Here is a 19,588-nt window from a genome sequence, read left to right as displayed (position 1 = left end):
AGGCATGACAGTCGAGCACCTCCATGCGGAGCACAAGGTCACCGGCGGCAAGCTCGTCGTCGCTGATGTCGAGACGGACGGGAGCACGATCACCGGGGTGACGATCTCCGGGGACTTCTTCCTCGAGCCCGAGGAGGCGTACTTCGACCTCGCCCCCTCCCTCGTCGGCGCCTCGGTGCGGGACGACTCCGCGAGCCTCGTCCGGCGCCTCGACGCCGCCCTCGAGCGCTACGGCAGCGGTCTCCACATGCACGGGTTCTCCACCGCCGACATCGCGACGGTCGTGCGGCGCGCGGTGACGAAGGCCACGAACTTCTCCGACTTCGACTGGGAGGTCGTCCACGGCCCGGTGCTGCCGAGCCGGATGAATGTCGCGCTCGACGAGGTCCTCCTCACCGAGGTCGACGCCGGCCGCCGGCGGCCCACGCTCCGGTTCTGGGAGTGGGAGGACCGGGCGACCGTCATCGGCTCGTTCCAGTCCTACGTCAACGAGCTGCGACCCGAGGGCGTGGCGGAGCACGCGGTCGACGTCATCCGCCGGATCTCCGGCGGCGGCGCGATGTTCATGGAGGGCGGCAACTGCGTCACCTACTCGATGTACGTCCCCGACTCGATCATCGCCGGTCTCGACTACGCCAAGTCCTACGCGTTCCTCGACCGCTGGGTCATCGCCGCGCTCGGCGACCTCGGGGTGAACGCGTGGTACGTCCCGATCAACGACATCACCTCGACCGACGGCAAGATCGGCGGGGCCGCTCAGCGCCGCCTCACCTCCGGCACCCTGCTCCATCACGCGACTCTGAGCTACGACATCGATGCGGACACGATGGTCGAGGTGCTCCGGATCGGCGAGGCGAAGATCTCCGACAAGGGCGTGCGGAGCGCCAAGAAGCGCGTCGATCCGCTGCGCCGGCAGACCGGGGCGAGCCGCCAGGAGATCATCAGCACGATGATCGACACGTTCACCGCCCGCTACGGGGCGGCGACCGGGGCGCTCACCGAGGAGGAGCTCGCACGGGCCGAGGAACTCGTCGCGACGAAGTTCGGCACCGAGGCCTGGACCCACCGCGTCCCCTGAGACCGCAATTTCCGAAGGTTCCTGAGAACGAAACCGCAGGAAATCGCAATCCGAACACCGTCCGAACCGCACCCGAACACCCTCCTGCACTTCGCCGGTCGACCGACTAGGCTGGATCCGATGCGGTGCCGCCGAGCGCCGTGCCGTCGAGGCGGCCCGCCGCCCTGGGACCCGTTCACCGGGCACCACACCTGAGAAAGAGGACCACCGTGCGCCACGTAGAACCGACCGTCGAACTTCTGGCCCGCCCGTCGATCGACTGGGACGCGATGAAGAAGTACCTCGGCGACGTCGGCGGCCTGTCCTGGGCCGAGCGCGTCGAGGCCGCCGACAGCCCCGACGGGGAGGACCTCCTCGAGTTCGCCGGTCGCATGTGCTACCGCTCGTGGGAGCCGGGACTCAACCCCAACGTGTCCCGGGTGCGCACCGATTCCGCGGCCTACCTCGGCAACGTCGTGTCCTCGCAGCACGGCTCCGTGCTCGAGCACGCGAACTACACCTTCGTCCTCCACAACGTGTCGCGCGTGCTCACCCACGAGCTCATCCGTCACCGCGCCGGCTGCGCCTACTCGCAGGAGTCCCTCCGCTACGTCCGCCTCACCGAGATCCCGTTCTGGTTCCCCGAGTGGGCGCGCGAGGACGAGGAGCTCATGGAGCGCAGCCTCGCGGTCCTCGACACCCTCGAGGAGCACCAGAAGTGGATGACCGAGCACTTCGGCCTCGACGAGGCGGGCACGGACTTCACCCACAAGAAGCACATGACGTCGTTCATGCGGCGCTTCGCCCCCGAGGGACTGGGCACCGGCATCGTCTACACCGCCAACCTCCGCTCACTGCGCCACGTCGTCGAGATGCGCACCGCGCCCGGTGCCGAGGAGGAGATCCGGCTCGTGTTCGGGAAGGTCGCCGAGATCATGAAGGCCGAGACGCCGGCGATCTTCGCCGACTACTCCGTCGATGACGGCGCCTGGCAGCCGGGCACCCGCAAGGCCTGAATCACCCGCCGGTCGCGGCCATGGCCGATCCGTTCGGCCCGAACACGGACGGCGGGCACAGCTGATCCGCAATCGAAAGGGATGACATGGCACACCTGTACGATGCAGAGCTCTCACCCGGCAAGCTCGAGGCGATCGCCGCCTGGCTGCCCGGCCAGGCCTGGTCCGGCGTGGCCACCGGGGCCGAGGTCGAGCGCGTGACGAGCTACCGGTTCGACGCCCCCGCCGGCGAGGTGGGGATCGAGATCCACCTCGTCCGTGTGCCCGGCACGGAGGAGATCCTCCAGGTTCCGGTGACCTATCGCGGGGAGCCGCTCGAGAACGCCGGCCCCCACCTCATCACCGAGATGGATCATTCCGTGCTCGGCACCCGCTGGGTGTACGACGGCGCCGCCGACCCGGTGTTCCTCGGTGAGCTCGAGCGCGCGATCCGCGCCGGAGGGACGAACGCCCGCGAGTTCATGTCCACCGACGACGGCGAGGTCGAGCGGACGGACATCGCCTCCGTGCGCGGGATCAACGACCGCGACGAATCCGACGATCTCAGCGCCGAGGCCGCACATCCGCTCGCCGAGACCCTGAGCTTCGACCCCAACCCGAGCCCGACGACCCTGGCCGGCACGACGATGGTGCGCGCCGGCGACGCCGATCTCGAGATCCTCCGCTTCCCGTCGGCGATGGATGCCGATGCGCCGAGCGGCACCGTGCTCGGACGGCTCGTCGGGACCTGGGAGGGGCAGGACGCGCCGGTGCTGCTCGCCCGCCTCGTCGATCACTGAGGATCCGGCGGAGGTCGATCCTCGACCACCACCGCACGACGAAGCCCCGGGGGAGCCGATCCCCCGGGGCTTCGTCGTGGTCGCCGTCAGAGATCAGCGGCGCGGGTCGACCCCTCCGTCGTGGCGGGGGTCGATCGGTCGGCCGTGCTCGTCGAAGGCCTGCTGCTGATCGAAGCCCTGCTGCTGGCGGGGATCGACCTGCTGGTCGTAGTCCTGCTGGTCATAGCCCTGACCCTGTCGGCCGTCGTCGTGGCGGCGCTCATCGAACTGCCCGCCATCGCGGCCGCGCTCGTCGTAGCCGCGTCGGTCATGGTCGGCGTGGTGCGGATCCGCACCGGTGCCGCGGCCCTGATCGACGAGATCCTGCTGCTGCGGACCACCGGCGTCGAAGCGCGGATCGTTGTCGCGCACCGGTCCGCGATCATGGGATCCGGCGGCCGTCGCACCTGCGCCCGCCGCACCGGCACCGGCAGCGGTTCCGGCACCGCGGTCGTCGTACTGACCGCCGATCCGGTCGTCCCGGTGTCCGTCGTGGTCCCTGTCGCGGTGGTCGCCGTCGCGATAGCCGTCCCGGTCATCGCGCACGCCGTCGCGGTCGTGATCGCGGTGCCCGTCATGGTGCCGATCACGATGTCCGTCGTGGTCGCGGTCACGGAAGCCGTCCCGATCGTCGCGCACGCCGTCGTGGTCGCGATCGTCATGGCGGCGATCCCCGCCGTGCGCTGCGGCGGCACCTGCTGCTCCGGCCGCACCTGCGCCCGCAGCCGCTCCGGCACCTCGGCCGTGGTTCCGGCCGTCGGTGTCGACGTCGGGATCGAGGCGGTCGGCCTCGGCCTGACGCTCACGCAGCTGGTCGCGCTCGGCCTGGATCTTCTGCTGCTCGCGGGCGATCTCCTGATCCTTGCGCTCGGCGTCGACGCGGGCGCGCTCGGCCTCGAGCTTGCGGTTCTCCGCCTCGAGCTCGCGCTGCCGGACGTCGAGGTCGGCCTGCTTGTTCTCCTGCCGGAGCTCGGCCGCGCGCTGACGGTTCTCCTCGTCGCGCCGCTGCTGCTCGATCCGCTCGCGCTCCTTCTTCTTCTTCGAGGAATTCACCGCGAACAGGATGATGCCGATGATCGCCAGGAGCACGACGATGGCCACGACGATCCAGATGATCGCTTGAGAGTTCATGGTCCTTCTCCTTGTAGTCAGGGAACCGTTGCGTTCCCTCTCACAAGGCACGTTACCGTCATACCGGACGCGGGTGAAGGATTCTGGGCCATCGGACCTACCCGCGGGTCGGAATCCGGCGGGACACGGCCGGCACCGGACCGATCGAGGATCCCGGACACGGATGAGCGGCGACCGTGCGGCACGACCCACCCGGGACCCCCCGGCGCAGGTCAGGGGCGGATGATCGTCATCCCGGGCCGGGTCCCGCGATCCATCTCGAGGAGCGCGGCCGGAGTCTCCTCGAGACCGATCGTCCGGGTGACGAGATCCTGCGGACGGAGAGCACCGCTGCGAACGAGTTTGAGGAGCTCCGGATAGTCCGCCGCCGCCATCCCGTGGCTCCCGAGGAGGCTGAGCTCGTGCGAGATGACGCGGCCGATCACCGAAGCCGGCGGCTCGGCGAACAGGCCGATCTGGACATGGCGGCCGAGCGGCGCGAGCGAGAGCAGCGCCGCGTTCATCGTCTCCGCCCGGCCCAGTGCCTCGAGGGTGACCTGCGGCGGTGCGCCGGCGGCCCGGACCACCTCGGCGGCGACCTCTGCGGGCGACATCCCGCGGGAGTCCACGCGCACCTCGGCCCCGTGCTCGGCTGCGAGATCGAGGGCTGTGGGGCTGATGTCGACGGCGATGACCCGCGCTCCGAGCGCCCGGGCGATCATCACGGCCGAGAGGCCGACACCGCCGCACCCGAACACCGCGAGGGTCTCGCCGGCGACGAGCCGGGCCCGGGCACGGAGGCCCCGGAATGAGGTCGCGAAGCGGCATCCGAGGCTGCAGGCGGCCTCGGCCGGGATCGCGTCGTCGACGGCGACGAGATTGAGGTCGGCGTGCCGGATGACGACCTGCTCGGCCCACGAGCCGAAGTGCGTGAAGCCCGGCTGGGTCTGGTCCGGGCACACCTGGGCGTTCCCGCCCGTACACCACTCGCACGTCCCGCAGCCGCCCACGAACGGCGTGGTCACCCGCTGGCCGACCCGCCAGCTGCGCACTGCGGAGCCGACGGCTGCGATCCGTCCGACGAGCTCGTGCCCGGGGACGTGGGGGAGGGAGACGGTGTCGTCGTGACCCGCCCAGGCGTGCCAGTCGCTGCGGCACAGGCCGGTGGCCTCGACGGTGCCGAAGGCCTCGAAGTGGACTGCGCGCATGGATTCATCGTAGGGCGGCGGCCCGGGGGAGGGGACGTCGTCTCAGACGGTGATCCCCGCAGCGGCGAGGTCGTCGAGGAGCGTGCGGCGGATCGCCTGGGCGCGGAGGCTGAACTCCTCCTGCCTGCGCATGTACTCCGCCTTGCCCGCCGCCGTCTCGATGCGCACCGGTGAGTATCCCCAGGCGCCGAGGTCGTAGGGCGAGGCCTCCATGTCGAGGCGGCGGATCCCGCAGGCGAGGTCGAAGGCGGTGAGCACGGTCTCCGAGGGGACGATCGGCTCGAGTTTCATCGCCCACTTGTAGAGGTCCATGCCGGCGTGGAGGCACCCCGGCTGCTCGTTCGCGCGCATGCCCGCCCGGGTGGGCTGCAGGGTGTTGAGCGGTGCGGCGGCCGGGGTGAAGAACCGGAACGCGTCGAAGTGGCTGCATCGGATGCGGTGGGATTCGACGACCGCGTTCGTGTCGGCCTGCGACAGGCGGAGCGGCACCTGCCGGTGGCGGTGGTCCTCTGCGGACTGGCGGTACACCATCGCCCATTCGTGGAGGCCGAAGCAGCCGAGCGTCGCTTCGCGCTCGAGGGTCGAGGCGAGGAGGCCGGCGATGAAGCGGGCGCCGTCCCCGCGCTCGGCGCGCCAGGCCGGGAGGTCGACCCGCGCGCAGGTCCCGGTGTGCGCGTCGTCTGCGGAGCGGGTGCCGGGGCCGGAGGGCGCGCCGGACGAAGCCGCGCCCGAGGCTCCCGGTGCCGGCGTCTCGAACCGGAACCAGCGCCGGTCGAAGGAGGCGCGGTCGTCCGCGGTCGCGATCTCGACCGCACGCCGGGCGCCCGGCTGCCAGCGCGCGAGCTTACCGGGCTTGAAGGGGTAGTAGGTGAAGAGGAAGTCCTCGACCGGGTGGGTCTCCCCGCGGGAGCGCCGGGCGAGGTGCGCCGCGGTGCGCTCGCCGACCGTCGCCTCGTGCGCGGCGCGCAGTGCCTGCCAGTCCGCCGCAGCGAGCACCGGGATGCCATCGGCGGTCTCCGCGGTGCGGACTGCCGGTGCGGGTGCGGTGGGCGCGGTCATGGCCACCATTGTCCCGCGCGGGGCCGGTCCCGGGCCAATCCGGTGCCCGCCGGCCGGAGCAGGGCCGATCCGAGGTGCCCCGGCGCCCTGCCTCCTGCTCTTCTTCGTCCCCCGCGCCGCCGGGCGATCATCGTCGTCGCACGTACTCGGCGATGATCACACCGGAGTCGAACGCCGTGGACTCCTCGAGCTCGAAGAGCGCAGGGAGGTAGGAGGAGTCCTCGAGGATCGGGACCCCGGCGCCGAGCACGAGGGGGTTGATCTTGAGGACGATGCGGTCGATCCGGTCGAGGAGCTGCGCCGCGAGCGAGCCGCCGCCGCACAGCCAGATCCCGGTGCCCTGCTCTCCGCGGAAGCGGTCGACCACGGCTCGAGGATCGTCGTCCGTGACGGTGAGGTTCTCCGCACCGGGATGCGCGCGATGGGAGAACACGATCTGCTCGAGATGCCGGTACGGACTCACCTCGTCCGGCAGGCCGACGGCATAGGTGTTCCACCCCATGAGGACGGTGCTGAAACGGGTGCGCGCCTGCTCGATGCCGAGATGCGCGGCCGCCGAGGTCGGGAGCGCGTCGGCGTAGCGTCCGAGAACGTGCTCCATGTGGTCCCCTTCGAGGGGGAAGGCGTCGAACTCCCCCTGCGGTCCGGCGATCCTGCCGTCGAGCGACGTGGCGATGTAGTAGACGAGTTCACGCATGCGGGTCTCCTATCACTGCAGGTGTAGTGGATTCATGGTACAACATGTGTAGTGGAAGCGATAGAGTCGTCGACATGACGCGGAACGAGGAACGGCGACGAGCGCTCGCCGACGCGGGTGTGCGGATCCTGGCGCGCGAGGGCGCGCGCGGTCTCACCCACCGCGCGGTCGACAGGGACGCCGCGGTGCCGGTCGGCACCGCATCGAACTACTTCCGCACCCGTGCAGAGCTCATCCGCGCACTGGTGCTGCGCATCGGGGAGCGTCTGCAGCCGAGTGCCGACGACCTCCGCCTGCGAGCCGAGCAGCCGGCGGGTCCTGCGCTGTTCGCCGACTACATGCGCGACCTCGTTCGTCGGCTCACGCAGGATCGCGATGTGGCGATGGCGCTGTTCGAGCTGCGCCTGGAGAGCGCGCGCAGGCCCGAGGTGGCGGGACTGATCGCCGAATGGCGGAGCGAGTCGTTCGAGCAGGACGTCGCCTTCAACGAGGCGGCGGGTCTGCCCGGCGGATCCCGACACATCGCACTCTTCCACTACGCGATCGAGGGTCTTGTCCTCGACCGACTGACGACTCCGCTCATGCCTGCGACGTCGACGGACGACATCATCGATGATCTCGTCGCCGGACTGCTGCCCTGAACGTCGTCGTCTCCTACCTCCCGCTCTTCTTCGTCCCCCGCGCCGGCAGGGCGTTCCACGGGTCCTCCGGCCACGGGTGCTTGGCGTAGCGGTTCCGGTTCTCCGCCCGGACCTGCGCGTACGCGCCGTCCCAGAACGAGGCGAGGTCGCTCGTCACCGCGAGCGGCCGCCCGGCCGGCGACAGCAGGTGGAGGACGACGGGCACGCCGGCCACCTCCGGGCCGGTCGCCCAGCCGAAGCACTCCTGAAGCTTGACCGCGAGCACCGGGGGCACGACCCCGGTCCCGTCACCGGTGTCCCCATCGCGGTCGTGCGCCTCCGGCTCCGGGTAGTCGAGGAGCACGGCGCGTCCGCTCGGCACCGTCAGCCGCTCGGGTGCGAGCGCGTCGAGCCGGGCCGCCTCCGGCCAGGGGAGGACCTCCTGCAGCCATCCCACCGGCGCACGCTCGCGCAGCCGCCCCGCGAACCGGACGAGCAGAGCCTCCCACCGCACGTCCGGCCACGGATCGCCGAGAGTTGCGTGGAGGAGCCCGAGGCGCCGGCGCAGTGTCTCGAACGCCGCTCCCGGAGCGAGCAGGGCGGGCCCCTCTTCGGCGACCGCTGCGGCGAGGGCGAGCTCTTCGGATTCTGCGGTGGCGGCGACGGGGGTCGACGACAGCACGATCGCCCCGAGCCGGTCGATCCGGCGCGCGCGGACGCGACCGCCCTCGAAACGCGCGTCTTCGGACGTGCTCCGTAGTCCGGAGGCGGCGAACTCCGCGATCTCCCGGGTGATCGGTGCGGCCGCCCGGATGAGGGCACGATCCCCGGCGAGCCCGACGTCGGCGACGGCGAGCCACGAGCTTCCGGCCAGCTGCGAATCGCGGGGTAGCACCGCTCCCGTGCCCGAGGTGAACAGGTACTCGCCGGGGGCGTCGGACCGTTCCCGGGCGATCCGGTCGGGACGGGCGAGAGCCGCGACGAGGCCCACGGCTGCGTCCGCCGTCGCCGCCGCCGATCCCAGCGGGGACGCGGCCCCCTCGTACAGATCGCGCAGTGCCATCCGCTCGAACCGGTCGACCTCGGCGGACCAGGCGCGGTCGCGGTCGCGGCGCAGGGAGCGGAGGAGGGCCGGCAGATCGCCCCCGGGCGCCCGCAGCTCGAGGCCGAGGGCGGCGACGACCTCGGCGGCCCGTCGCGCACCGACGACTGCGGCCCCGGCGAGCAGCCCGCGCGCGAGCCGGGGATCGGCCGGGATCCGCGCGAGTCGCCGTCCGAGATCCGTCGCCCGCCCGGCGCTGTCGAGGGCGCCGAGACCGCGCAGCGTGGCCTCCGCGCTCTCCCGCGCTCGCTCCGGCAGCGGGTCGGGCAGCCGCAGGCCGTCCCCGCCCGGTGCGCCCCAGCACGCGAGGTCGAGGACGGCGGAGGTGAGGTCGGCGGTTCGGACCTCCGGCGGGGTGTCCGCGGGCAGGCCCGCCCAATCGGATTCCGCCATACAGCGGATGACGCGGCCGGGGCCTTCGCGGGCGGCGCGGCCGGCCCGCTGCGTGCCCGCCGCCTTCGACTCCCGCACCGTGACGAGTCCGCTCATCCCGCGCACGGTGTCGAAGCGCGGCTGCCGGGAAAGTCCGGCGTCGACGACGGTGCGCACCCCGGGGACGGTGAGGGACGATTCCGCAACCGCGGTCGCGACGACGACGCGCGTGCCGGATCCGGTCCCCGCGGATCCGGGTCCGCCGACCCCGCCCGCCGCAGCAGGGGACAGGATGCGATCCTGCTCGGCCGGCGGGGTCCCGCCGGTGAGCGCGAGCACCTCGGAGCCGGCGGGCAGCGCGCTCCGGAGGAGCCCGCTCACGCGGTCGATCTCGCGCATCCCCGGGAGGAACACGAGGACGTCCCCGGAATCGGGCTCCGCCGCGGCCGCGGCGGTCTGCCGGGCGACATGGGCGAGGAAATCCGGGTGGACGCCGCGCGCATCGAGCGGTCGGCGGGGCGCCGGCGCCCACCGCACCTCGAGCGGGTGGATGTCGGCACGGGCGGTGAGCACCGGGGCCGGCGCGGCGTCCTCCCCGTGGGTGCCGCCGTCCTCGTCGAGGAGCGCCGCCCAGTGCGCCGCTTCGAGCGTCGCGGACATGACGACGAGGGAGAGGTCGTCGCGGAGCTCGATGAGCTCGCGGAGCATCCCGAAGGCGAGGTCGGCATCGAGATGCCGCTCGTGGATCTCGTCGAGCACGACCGCCGCGGTGCCGGCGAGCTCGGGATCGCCGAGGAGCCGGCGGACGAGGACGCCGTAGGTGACGAACTCCACCGATGTCCGCCGGCAGACCTTCCGGTCCCCGCGGACGGTGAAGCCGATGTCCTCGCCGAGGCGCGTGCCGGTGAGCGATGCGAGGCGCCGGGCGGCGGAGCGGGCGGCCATCCGCCGCGGCTGGGCGACGACGACGCGGCCGGCGCCCTGCGCGCCCCCGGTCCCGGACCCGGCGCGCTGCTCGGACCCGAACCCGGCGGTGTCAGCGAGCGCTGCGGCGAGGGCCGGCGGCACGAGCGTGGTCTTGCCGGTGCCCGGGGGCGCCTCGATCACCGCGCGCACCGGACCGGTCCGGGCGAGCGCGGCGAGCCCGGGCAGCACAGCGGCGGCCGGCAGTCCGGCGGACAGCGAATCGAGGTCGAAGAGCGGCACGGGACCAGTCTCCCACCCGGCGCGGACACGGCTGACCCGGCCCGCGTCCGTCCCCCTGCGTAGACTGGTCCCCATGCGCATCGCACGTTTCATCCATGAGGACGCACCCGCCTACGGCGTCGTCGAGGGCGACCTGCCCGGGGTCGCCGACGACGGGACGCTCGACACCTCGGGCCTGCAGATCGCGGTCCTCGACTCCGACCCGTTCTTCAGCCCCGCCCAGTCGACCGGCACCCGGCTCGCCTACGACGACGTCCGGCTGCTCGCCCCGATCATCCCGCGCTCCAAGGTCATCGGCGTCGGCCGCAACTTCGCCGACCACGCCAAGGAGCTCGGCAACGAGGTGCCCGTCTCCCCGCTGACGTTCTTCAAGCCCAACACCGCGGTCGTCGGCCCCGGCGATCCCATCCGGCTGCCGGCGATCAGCGAGCACGTGTCCTATGAGGCCGAACTCGCCGTCGTCATCAGCCGCGTCGCCAAGCAGGTCCCGGCGGAGAAGGCCTACGACCACGTGCTCGGCTACACCGCCGGCAACGACGTCACCCTGCGCGACATCCAGAAGACCGACAAGCAGTGGTCGCGGGCCAAGGGCTTCGACACCTCGGCCCCGCTCGGGCCATGGATCGAGACCGAGTTCGACCCCGAGGGCGTCCGCATCCGCTCGTGGGTCGACGGCGAGCTCAAGCAGGACGGGAACACCGACGACTTCATCTTCGACATCCCCACCCTCATCGAGCACCTGAGCGAGACGATCACCCTGCTGCCCGGCGACGTCATCCTCACCGGCACCCCGGCCGGTGTCGGACAGATCGTCAGCGGCAACCGGGTCGACATCGCGATCGACGGCCTCGGCCTGCTCACCAACCCCGTCATGGACGCCTGACCCGGACGTCCGCCACCCGGGCCGCGCCCGCCTCACCGGCGGCGCCCGACCCGTCTCAGCACGCCACCGCACCGAGGAGACCCCGTGAACGTCAGAGTTCGCTTCTGCCCATCGCCCACCGGCACCCCGCACGTCGGAATGGTGCGCACCGCCCTCTTCAACTGGGCGTACGCCCGGCACACCGGCGGCACCTTCGTCTTCCGCATCGAGGACACCGACGCCGCCCGCGACTCCGAGGAGAGCTACGGCCAGGTCGTCGAGGCGATGCGCTGGCTCGGTCTCGACTGGGACGAGGGCATCGACGTCGGCGGTCCGCACGGACCGTACCGCCAGTCGCAGCGCGGGGACATCTACACCGAGGTCATCGAGAAGCTCGTGGCCGGCGGCCACCTCTACGAGTCGTTCTCGACGAACGAGGAGGTCGAGGAGCGCCACCGGGCCGCCGGGCGCGACCCCAAGCTCGGCTACGACGGCTTCGACCGCGACCTCACCGAGGAGCAGAAGGCGGCCTTCCGCGCCGAGGGCCGGGAACCCGTGCTCCGCGTGCGGATGCCGGACGAGGACATCACGTGGACCGACCTCGTGCGCGGCGAGATCACCTTCAAGGCCGGCACGGTGCCGGACTTCGTCGTCGTGCGCGCCAACGGGCAGCCGCTGTACACCCTCGTCAACCCCGTCGACGATGCCCTCATGGGCATCACCCACGTGCTCCGCGGCGAGGACCTTCTCTCCTCGACCCCGCGCCAGATCGTCCTCTTCGAGGCGCTCAAGGCGGTCGGCGTGGCCGAGCGGACGCCGGAGTACGGCCACCTGCCCTACGTCATGGGCCAGGGGAACAAGAAGCTCTCGAAGCGCGACCCGGAGTCGAACCTCTTCCTCCACCGCGACAACGGCTTCATCCGCGAGGGGCTCATCAACTACCTCGCGCTGCTCGGCTGGTCGATCGGCCCGGACCGCGACGTCTTCTCCGTCGAGGAGTTCGTGTCCGCGTTCGACGTCCACGACGTCAACCCCAACCCGGCCCGCTTCGACGTCAAGAAGGCCACCGCGATTAACGCCGACCACATCCGGGCCCTCGACGAGGCGGACTTCACCGCCCGCCTCGTGCCCTACCTCAACTCCGCCGGCGTCATCGACGGCGAGCCGAACGCGCGCGAGCAGGAGATCCTCGAAGCCGCGGCGCCGCTCGTCCAGACCCGGATGAACCTCCTCGGCGAGGCCCCGGACCTGCTCGGCTTCCTCTTCACCGCCGACTCCGAGCTCGAACTCACCGAGGACGGGCTCAAGACGCTCAAGGACACCGCGCCGCAGGTGCTCGCCGCCTCCCTCGAGGTGCTCGAGCCGCTCGACTCCTGGACGACCCCGGCGATCCAGGACGCGCTCACCGCGAAGCTCGTCGACGAGCTGGGGATCAAGCCCCGCCTCGCGTTCGGACCGCTGCGCGTCGCGGTGTCGGGACGCCGGGTGTCCCCGCCGCTCTTCGAGTCGATGGAGATCCTCGGCAAGGGCTCCTCGCTCACCCGTCTGCGGGCGCTCGCCGCGCACCTCGGACAGTGACCGGCCCCGGGGACCACCGCACCCGCACCTACCGCCAGCCCGGTCTGCGCATCGAGGAGCACACGATCAGCGTGCGCCTCGACCGCACCGGGGTGATCCCGGGAAGGCTCGAGGTGTTCGCCCGGATCGTCGGTCGGCCGGATGCCTGGGAGCAGGGCTCGGCCAAGCCCTACCTCCTCTACCTCCAGGGCGGCCCCGGAGCCGAGGCATTCCGCCCCACCCGCTCCGACCCCGCCTGGCTGCCCCGGGCACTCGAGGACTACCGCGTCGTCCTCCTCGACCAGCGCGGAACCGGGCGGTCGACCCCGATCGGGATCGTCGACGGGCGGGTCACCGGTGTGCCCGAACCGCTCACGGCTCCGCCGCGGACGGATCGCGAGGCCGAGGCGCTCGCCGACCATCTCGCCCACTACCGCGCCGACGCGATCGTCGAGGACGCCGAGGCGCTGCGGGAGGTGCTCGGAGTCGATACGTGGAGCGTGCTCGGCCAGTCCTTCGGCGGCTTCTGCACCCTGCGCTACCTCGCGGCGCACCCGGGATCCGTGGCGCAGGCGCTCTTCACCGGAGGCCTGCCCGCCGTCGGCGCACCGGGGGAGCCGCAGCCCGCTCCCGCCGACGTCTACGCCCGGACCTGGGAGACCATGACGGCGCGGTCCCGGGCCTTCACCGACCGGTACCCGCACGCCGGGCCGCGTCTGCAGGAGCTCGCCGCGCGGGCCGCCGACACCGGCATCGCGCTGTCCGACGGCACGCTCGCCGGGCCCGCTCACGTGCGCTCGATCGGGCACCTGCTCGGCGCCTCGGGCGGGGCCGAACGACTGCTGGCCCTGCTCGACAACGACATCGACTCCGCGGCGTTCCGTGCCGATCTCCTCTCCGCGCTCCCGTTCGGTGCCCGCAACCCGCTCTACGCTGTCCTCCACGAGAGCTGCTGGGCGAACGGCCACCGGACCGACTGGGCCGCGCGGCGCACCATGCCGGGCGCGGTCGCCGAGGATCCCGCACTCCTGTCCGCAGAGCATGTCCTGCCGGAGATGTTCACGACCGGACCGCTGCGGGAGTGGGCGGCGGCCACCCACGCGCTCGCGGCCCGCGACTGGCCGGAGCTGTGGGACCCCGCAGCGCTCGCCCGCGCGCAGGTTCCTGCCGCGGCGGCGGTGTACTTCGACGACGTCTTCGTGCCCCGCGATCTCTCGCTCGCCACCGCCGGCCTCGTGCCGGGACTGCGCACCTGGGTGACGAACGAGTACGAGCACAACGGGCTGCGCGCCTCGGGCCCGGTGGTCCTCGACCGGCTCCTCGGGCTCGTCCGCGACGAGGAGTGAGACGGGGAGCGGGCGGCCATGAGATCTTCACGCCGCTCCCATGTGCTCTTCAGCCGTGAATCGTACGGTGGAATCGGTACCGCACGCGGCGGATGATCCGCCGCACACGCCGAACGGGGCAGCTCCCGCCTTCGGGAGGTCGCCCCACAGAAGGGGAGAGTGACATGAGCACCGGTTACCGCGTAGAGAATCCAGCCACCGGCGACGTCGTCGAGACGTTCGACACCGCCACCGACGCCCAGCTCGAGGACGTGCTGAGCGCTGCGGTCGAGGCACAGAGGGAATGGGCGAAGCGCCCGATCGGCGAGCGCGCCGAGATCGTCGGCAAGGTCGCCGCACTGTTCGACGAGCGCAAGGACGAGCTCGGCCGGATCATCGGTGAGGAGATGGGCAAACGTCTCACGGAGGGCGTCGAGGAGGCCGAGTACTGCAACGAGATCTTCCAGTACTTCGCGGACAACGGCGAGAAGTTCTCGCAGGAGACCGCACTCGACGTCGACGGGGCCTCCGCCGTCCTCGAGCGGCTCCCGGTGGGCGTGCTGCTCGGCATCATGCCGTGGAACTTCCCGTACTACCAGGTGGCGCGCTTCGCCGCGCCGAACCTCATGCTCGGCAACGGCGTCATCCTCAAGCATGCTGAGATCTGCCCGCGCTCCGCAGGAGCGATCCAGCAGATCATGGACGACGCGGGAGTGCCCGCAGGGGTGTACACCAATGTGTACGCCGACCATGACCAGATCGCCACGCTCATCGGCGACCCGCGCGTGGCCGGCGTCTCGCTCACCGGATCGGAGCGGGCCGGCGCCGTCGTCGGGGCTCTCGCCGGCCAGCACCTCAAGAAGGCCGTCCTCGAGCTCGGCGGCTCCGACCCGTACATCGTGCTCGACACCGACGACGTCAAGGCCGCGGCCGAGACGGCCTGGGGTCTGCGGATGTACAACACCGGCCAGGCCTGCGACTCGAACAAGCGGATGATCGTCATGGACGACATCTACGACGAGTTCGTCGCGGAGCTCGAGACGCTCGCGAAGGCCGCGAGCCCCGGTGAGTTCACGGCTGAGGACGCGACCGTCTACCAGCCGCTGTCTTCGCGCGGTGCCGCCGAGCGGCTCGCCGACCAGCTGGCGCGTGCGAAGGACGCGGGCGCCTCGATCCGGGTGGGCGGAGAGCTGTCGGACTCCGGCGCCTACGTCTCGCCCGCCGTGGTCACCGACATCCCGCGCGGCTCCGACGTCTTCTACGAGGAGTTCTTCGGTCCCGTCGCGACGGTCTACAAGGTGTCGAGCGACGAAGAGGCGCTCGAGCTCGCGAACGACTCGCAGTTCGGACTCGGCGGCACGGTCTTCAGCCGTGATCCGGAGCGGGCCAAGAAGGTCGGTGCGGGCCTCGAGGTCGGCATGGCGAAGGTCAACACCACTGCTGCGGAGGGCGCGAACGTGCCCTTCGGCGGGGTCAAGCGCTCGGGCTTCGGCCGTGAGCTCGGACCCGTCGGCATGGACGAGTTCGTCAACAAGCGCCTGTACTGGGTCGGCGACGAGTGAGATCCGTCCCATCCGAGCGGTGATCCGCTCCGTCCTCTCGGTGACGAAGCGATCGCACAGCAGCACGCCAGCGGCGGTGCCGGGTCAACCGGCACCGCCGCCGTGCGTTCCCCGCGAGAGTGCAATTTCCGAAGGTTCCTGTGAGCCGATCCGCCGTTCTCTGCAATCTCAAACCCTGCAATCTCAGAATCTGCGATTTCAGAGCGCCCGGATCATCCCGCCGTCGACGGGGATCACGCTGCCGCTGACGTAGCCGGCCGCCGGGGAGAGGAGGAACGCGGCGACGCGACCGAACTCCTCCGGGGTGCCGAGCCGGCGCAGCGGGATGTGGTCGGTGGGCACTTCGGCGTTGCCCACCCGCGGGGTGCGGATGATGCCGGGGGCGATGCCGACGACCCGGATATCGCGCGGGCCGAGCTCGTCGGACAGCGTCTTGACCATCATGCCGAGCCCGGGGCGCAGCCCGTTGGAGATCGCGATGTCCGGCACCGGCGTCCACACCGAGGACGACAGCACCATGCCGATCGCCGACCCGGGCCCGAGGTGCTCGCCGGCATAGCGCGCCAAGCGCAGGGTGCCGAGGAGCACGGAGTCGATGGCGTCGCGCCAGTCGTCCTCCGTCGTCTCGTAGAAGCGGCCCTTCTTCGGTCCGCCGACGGAGATCAGCACGCCGCCCACGGGCGAGTCGGGGAAGACCTCGGCGACGGTCCGGAACAGCTCCGCGGGCGCCTCGGGGGAGGCATTGTCGAGCACGATCCCGTGACTTCCATCACCGAGTTCGGCGACCGCCGCATCGACCCGGGAGCGGTCGCGGGAGGACACGAGGACCCGCGCGCCCTCGGAATTCAAGGCCCGGGCGCTCGCCAGACCCAGTCCGGAGGTGCCGCCGGTGACGATGAATGCCGTGTTGTGCAGGGAGAGATCCATGCGCTCAGTTTTGCACGCGGGTGGCGACGTGTGTAGAGTAATCTCTCGTTGCCGATGAGATCGCAAGGCGGTCGAATCGCAGTGGGATATGGTGTAATTGGCAGCACGAGTGATTCTGGTTCACTTAGTCTAGGTTCGAGTCCTGGTATCCCAGCGCTCCGAACTCGGAGTATCAGGCCCCCGTCGTCTAGTGGCCTAGGACGCCGCCCTCTCAAGGCGGAAACGGCAGTTCGAACCTGCTCGGGGGTACAGCGGAAGGCCCGGAGGATCGCGAGATCCTCCGGGCCTTCGTCGTTCCCGTAGAGAGTGCAATTTCCGAAGGTTCCTGAGAGCCGGGACGCAGATTTTCGCAATGTCGACTTCGGAAAGCCCCCGCGGGCTCCGGAGGGCGAGGTCGGGCTCTCGCGGTCGAGCTCGAACGGCCGCCCGGATTCCGGCGAGCCACGTCGGACGGCCGCCTCAGACCCCGGCAGGTGAGCTCGGAGCTGCGGTCGCGGCACCTGTCAGCGTGACCGGCACCTCGGCTGTCAACCTGGCTGGCACCTCACCTCACGGCGCAACCGGCACGTCGCCTGTCAGTGTGGTGGCCACTCAGTGCGACCGACACCCCGCCACTCAGCGCGACCGGTACGTCGATTCACAGCGCCACCAGCACCTCGCCCCTCGGCGTGGCCGTCCCCTCGGCGTCCGCTCCGCTCATCCGCGACGAGAGAGCTGCGTCGCGCGAGCCGCGTCGTATCCTGCGCCCCCGCGAACCGACGGGCGACACCTTGCGCAGACCGGTAAGAGCCTCGTGAAACAGCAATTTCCGGCGGTTCCGTTCACAGAAACCGCCGGAAATTGAGGTCTCAGGAGCGGTTGAGGGCGTCGGTGAGGGACTTCGCGGCCTCGAGCACGGCCTGCGCATGGAGGCGGCCGGGCTGCCGGGTGAGGCGGTCGACGGGACCCGAGATCGACACCGCGGCGACGACGAGATTGCTCGGCCCGCGCACGGGCGCCGACACCGAGGCCACCCCGCGCTCGCGCTCGGCGATGCTCTGCGCCCAGCCGCGGCGGCGGACCCCGGAGAGGATCGTCGCGGAGAAGCGCGCCCCGCGCAGTCCGGTGTGGAGCCGGTCGGGCTCCTCCCACGCGAGCAGCACCTGGGCGGCGGAGCCCGCGCGCATGCTCAGCGTGGCACCGATCGGCACCGAGTCGCGCAGTCCCACGGGACGCTCGGCAGCGGCCACGCACAGGCGCAGGTCGCCCTGCCGGCGGAACAGCTGTGCGCTCTCCCCGGTACGGTCCCGGAGCTGGTTGAGCACGGGCCCGGCGGCGGCGAGGAGGCGGTCCTCCCCGGCGGCCGAGGAGAGCTCGGACAGCCGCGGGCCGAGCGTGAAGCGACCCTGGAGGTCGCGGCCGACGAAGCGGTGGAACTCGAGCGCCACGGCGAGCCGGTGGGCGGTCGGCCGGGCGAGTCCGGTGAGCGTGACGAGCTCGGCGAGCGAAGCCGGCCCGGCTTCCAGGGCGGAGAGGACGAGGGCGGTCTTGTCGATGACACCGACGCCGCTGCCGTTCTGAGTGGTCATGCGTGTCATTCTGTCGTCTCACTCATCGAGATGCAAGTCCGCCATGCAGAACGCAGGTCTACGCTTTCGAGGAAGCATTCACAAGGAGGCAGTCATGGGCAGGACTCTGGCCGAGAAGGTCTGGGGCGACCACGTGGTCAAGGCCGGCGAGAACGGCGCACCCGACCTCATCTACATCGATCTGCACCTCGTCCACGAGGTCACGAGCCCGCAGGCGTTCGAAGGCCTGCGCCTGGCCGGACGCCCGGTGCGCCGTCCGGATCTCACGATCGCGACCGAGGACCACAACACCCCGACCATCGACATCGACAAGCCGATCGCCGACCTCACCTCGCGCACCCAGATCGAGACCCTGCGGAGGAACGCCGAGGAGTTCGGCATCCGGCTCCACCCGCTCGGCGACGCCGAGCAGGGCATCGTCCACGTCGTCGGCCCGCAGCTCGGCCTCACCCAGCCGGGCATGACCGTGGTGTGCGGCGACTCCCACACCTCGACCCACGGCGCCTTCGGCTCGATCGCGATGGGCATCGGCACCTCCGAGGTCGAGCACGTGCTCGCCACCCAGACGCTCAGCCTCAAGCCCTTCAAGACGATGTCGATCACGGTGAACGGCGAGCTGCCCGAGGGCTCGACCTCGAAGGACATCATCCTCGCGATCATCGCGAAGATCGGCACCGGCGGCGGACAGGGCTACGTCCTCGAATACCGCGGCGAGGCCATCGAGAAGCTCTCGATGGAGGCCCGCATGACGATCTGCAACATGTCGATCGAGGCGGGCGCCCGAGCCGGTCTCATCGCCCCGGACCAGACGACCTTCGACTATCTCGAGGGCCGCCCGCACGCCCCGCAGGGGGCGGACTGGGACGCCGCCGTCGAGTACTGGAAGACGCTGCACACCGACGAGGACGCCGAGTTCGACGCCGAGGTCGTCCTCGAGGCCGCCGACATCGAGCCCTACGTCACGTGGGGGACGAACCCGGGCCAGGGACTGCCGCTCAGCGCCTCAGTGCCGGACCCCGAGGCGATGGGCGACGAGAACGAGAAGGCCGCGGCGCAGAACGCGCTCGCCTACATGGGGCTCACCCCCGGGACCCCGCTGCGGGACATCGCGGTCGACACCGTGTTCCTCGGCTCGTGCACGAACAGCCGCATCGAAGACCTCCGCGGCGCGGCCGAGGTGATCCGGGGTCGGCAGAAGAACCCGAACATCCGGATGATGGTCGTCCCCGGCTCCGCGCGGGTCCGCCTCCAGGCCGAGGCCGAGGGGCTCGACCGGGTGTTCACCGACTTCGGCGCCGAATGGCGCTTCGCCGGGTGCTCGATGTGCCTGGGCATGAACCCCGATCAGCTGTCGGAGGGGGAGCGCTGCGCCTCGACCTCCAACCGCAACTTCGAGGGTCGCCAAGGCAAGGGCGGGCGCACGCACCTCGTCAGCCCGCTCGTCGCCGCGGCGACCGCCGTGCGCGGCACCCTGTCCTCGCCCGCCGACCTCGACTGACGCACCCGCACGATCCGAAAGGGG

16 protein-coding genes and 2 tRNA genes are annotated in these 19,588 nt (G+C 71.2%); 11 read left to right on the top strand and 7 right to left on the bottom strand.

Going from position 1 to position 19,588, the window contains the following annotated elements; genetic code table 11:
• Nucleotides 1-4 precede the first annotated feature (4 nt).
• From lplB to C1A17_RS06230, 3 genes are all read left to right on the top strand, one after another.
• Nucleotides 5-1,078 carry a lipoate-protein ligase small subunit gene (gene lplB / locus C1A17_RS06240; protein ID WP_101651905.1) on the top strand — a complete coding sequence of 358 codons (1,074 nt, stop codon included), beginning with the start codon at nt 5-7 and terminating at the stop codon, nt 1,076-1,078.
• 209 nt (nt 1,079-1,287) lie between these two features.
• A complete protein-coding gene (gene thyX, locus C1A17_RS06235) occupies nt 1,288-2,073 on the top strand; it encodes an FAD-dependent thymidylate synthase (RefSeq protein ID WP_101651904.1) in 786 nt (261 codons plus the stop codon).
• An 86-nt stretch (nt 2,074-2,159) separates the two neighbouring features.
• Nucleotides 2,160-2,852, top strand: a complete 693-nt coding sequence (locus C1A17_RS06230; protein WP_101651903.1) for a maltokinase N-terminal cap-like domain-containing protein — start codon at nt 2,160-2,162, stop codon at nt 2,850-2,852.
• Between the two features lie 93 nt (nt 2,853-2,945).
• On the opposite strand, the gene C1A17_RS14150 is transcribed toward C1A17_RS06230, so the two are convergent.
• From C1A17_RS14150 to C1A17_RS06210, 4 genes are all read right to left on the bottom strand, one after another.
• Nucleotides 2,946-4,022, bottom strand: a complete 1,077-nt coding sequence (locus C1A17_RS14150) for a hypothetical protein (protein ID WP_180953235.1) — start codon at nt 4,020-4,022, stop codon at nt 2,946-2,948.
• Nucleotides 4,023-4,234: 212 nt separating this feature from the next.
• Nucleotides 4,235-5,209, bottom strand: a complete 975-nt coding sequence (locus tag C1A17_RS06220) for a zinc-binding dehydrogenase (RefSeq protein WP_101651902.1) — start codon at nt 5,207-5,209, stop codon at nt 4,235-4,237.
• A 42-nt stretch (nt 5,210-5,251) separates the two neighbouring features.
• Nucleotides 5,252-6,268 carry a 3-methyladenine DNA glycosylase gene (locus C1A17_RS06215; protein WP_245873528.1) on the bottom strand — a complete coding sequence of 339 codons (1,017 nt, stop codon included), beginning with the start codon at nt 6,266-6,268 and terminating at the stop codon, nt 5,252-5,254.
• 127 nt (nt 6,269-6,395) lie between these two features.
• The gene (locus C1A17_RS06210) at nt 6,396-6,965 is read right to left on the bottom strand and encodes a dihydrofolate reductase family protein (RefSeq protein ID WP_101651900.1); all 570 of its coding nucleotides are present in this window, start codon (nt 6,963-6,965) and stop codon (nt 6,396-6,398) included.
• A 74-nt stretch (nt 6,966-7,039) separates the two neighbouring features.
• Here C1A17_RS06210 and C1A17_RS06205 point away from each other — a divergent pair, with 74 nt between their 5' ends.
• Nucleotides 7,040-7,606, top strand: coding sequence for a TetR/AcrR family transcriptional regulator (locus C1A17_RS06205; RefSeq protein WP_101651899.1), 567 nt, complete (start codon nt 7,040-7,042; stop codon nt 7,604-7,606).
• A gap of 13 nt (nt 7,607-7,619) precedes the next feature.
• On the opposite strand, the gene hrpB is transcribed toward C1A17_RS06205, so the two are convergent.
• Nucleotides 7,620-10,265 (bottom strand): ATP-dependent helicase HrpB, encoded by a 2,646-nt coding sequence (gene hrpB, locus C1A17_RS06200; protein ID WP_245873526.1) that lies wholly within the window; start codon nt 10,263-10,265, stop codon nt 7,620-7,622.
• Nucleotides 10,266-10,338: 73 nt separating this feature from the next.
• On the opposite strand from hrpB, the gene C1A17_RS06195 reads away from it, so the two are divergent.
• From C1A17_RS06195 to C1A17_RS06180, 4 genes are all read left to right on the top strand, one after another.
• Entirely contained in the window at nt 10,339-11,148 is an 810-nt protein-coding gene (locus C1A17_RS06195; protein WP_101651897.1) for a fumarylacetoacetate hydrolase family protein, read from the top strand.
• A gap of 84 nt (nt 11,149-11,232) precedes the next feature.
• Complete coding sequence (gene gltX / locus C1A17_RS06190; protein ID WP_101651895.1) at nt 11,233-12,705, top strand: glutamate--tRNA ligase; 1,473 nt, start codon at nt 11,233-11,235, stop codon at nt 12,703-12,705.
• Nucleotides 12,702-14,030 (top strand): alpha/beta fold hydrolase, encoded by a 1,329-nt coding sequence (locus tag C1A17_RS06185; protein ID WP_101651893.1) that lies wholly within the window; start codon nt 12,702-12,704, stop codon nt 14,028-14,030. Before gltX ends, C1A17_RS06185 begins: the two co-directional genes overlap by 4 nt.
• Nucleotides 14,031-14,194: 164 nt before the next feature.
• Nucleotides 14,195-15,571, top strand: a complete 1,377-nt coding sequence (locus C1A17_RS06180) for an NAD-dependent succinate-semialdehyde dehydrogenase (RefSeq protein ID WP_101651892.1) — start codon at nt 14,195-14,197, stop codon at nt 15,569-15,571.
• Between the two features lie 198 nt (nt 15,572-15,769).
• Here C1A17_RS06180 and C1A17_RS06175 read toward each other — a convergent pair whose 3' ends face one another.
• A complete protein-coding gene (locus C1A17_RS06175; protein WP_101651890.1) occupies nt 15,770-16,498 on the bottom strand; it encodes an SDR family NAD(P)-dependent oxidoreductase in 729 nt (242 codons plus the stop codon).
• Between the two features lie 82 nt (nt 16,499-16,580).
• On the opposite strand from C1A17_RS06175, the gene C1A17_RS06170 reads away from it, so the two are divergent.
• Nucleotides 16,581-16,652: transfer RNA gene (locus C1A17_RS06170), tRNA-Gln, on the top strand.
• 22 nt (nt 16,653-16,674) lie between these two features.
• Nucleotides 16,675-16,747: transfer RNA gene (locus tag C1A17_RS06165), tRNA-Glu, on the top strand.
• Nucleotides 16,748-17,346: 599 nt separating this feature from the next.
• Here C1A17_RS06165 and C1A17_RS06160 read toward each other — a convergent pair.
• The gene (locus tag C1A17_RS06160) at nt 17,347-18,066 is read right to left on the bottom strand and encodes an IclR family transcriptional regulator (RefSeq protein WP_101651888.1); all 720 of its coding nucleotides are present in this window, start codon (nt 18,064-18,066) and stop codon (nt 17,347-17,349) included.
• Nucleotides 18,067-18,160: 94 nt separating this feature from the next.
• Between C1A17_RS06160 and leuC the strand changes: the two genes are divergently transcribed.
• Nucleotides 18,161-19,564, top strand: coding sequence for a 3-isopropylmalate dehydratase large subunit (gene leuC, locus C1A17_RS06155; protein ID WP_101651886.1), 1,404 nt, complete (start codon nt 18,161-18,163; stop codon nt 19,562-19,564).
• Nucleotides 19,565-19,588: the final 24 nt, after the last annotated feature.

Source organism: Brevibacterium ihuae, from assembly GCF_900184225.1.
Classification (GTDB): Bacteria; Actinomycetota; Actinomycetes; order Actinomycetales; family Brevibacteriaceae; genus Brevibacterium; species Brevibacterium ihuae.
This window is presented reverse-complemented; position numbering and strand designations above follow the sequence as displayed.

Coding starts and splice junctions, on each gene's coding strand:
- C1A17_RS06230 (WP_101651903.1), top strand. CDS start 2,160: ATGGCACACCTGTACGATGCAGAGCTCTCACCCGGCAAGCTCGAGGCG.
- C1A17_RS06180 (WP_101651892.1), top strand. CDS start 14,195: ATGAGCACCGGTTACCGCGTAGAGAATCCAGCCACCGGCGACGTCGTC.
- C1A17_RS06205 (WP_101651899.1), top strand. CDS start 7,040: ATGACGCGGAACGAGGAACGGCGACGAGCGCTCGCCGACGCGGGTGTG.
- lplB (WP_101651905.1), top strand. CDS start 5: ATGACAGTCGAGCACCTCCATGCGGAGCACAAGGTCACCGGCGGCAAG.
- C1A17_RS06175 (WP_101651890.1), bottom strand. CDS start 16,498: ATGGATCTCTCCCTGCACAACACGGCATTCATCGTCACCGGCGGCACC.
- C1A17_RS06220 (WP_101651902.1), bottom strand. CDS start 5,209: ATGCGCGCAGTCCACTTCGAGGCCTTCGGCACCGTCGAGGCCACCGGC.
- leuC (WP_101651886.1), top strand. CDS start 18,161: ATGGGCAGGACTCTGGCCGAGAAGGTCTGGGGCGACCACGTGGTCAAG.
- C1A17_RS06210 (WP_101651900.1), bottom strand. CDS start 6,965: ATGCGTGAACTCGTCTACTACATCGCCACGTCGCTCGACGGCAGGATC.
- C1A17_RS06195 (WP_101651897.1), top strand. CDS start 10,339: ATGCGCATCGCACGTTTCATCCATGAGGACGCACCCGCCTACGGCGTC.
- C1A17_RS06160 (WP_101651888.1), bottom strand. CDS start 18,066: ATGACCACTCAGAACGGCAGCGGCGTCGGTGTCATCGACAAGACCGCC.
- C1A17_RS14150 (WP_180953235.1), bottom strand. CDS start 4,022: ATGAACTCTCAAGCGATCATCTGGATCGTCGTGGCCATCGTCGTGCTC.
- C1A17_RS06215 (WP_245873528.1), bottom strand. CDS start 6,268: ATGACCGCGCCCACCGCACCCGCACCGGCAGTCCGCACCGCGGAGACC.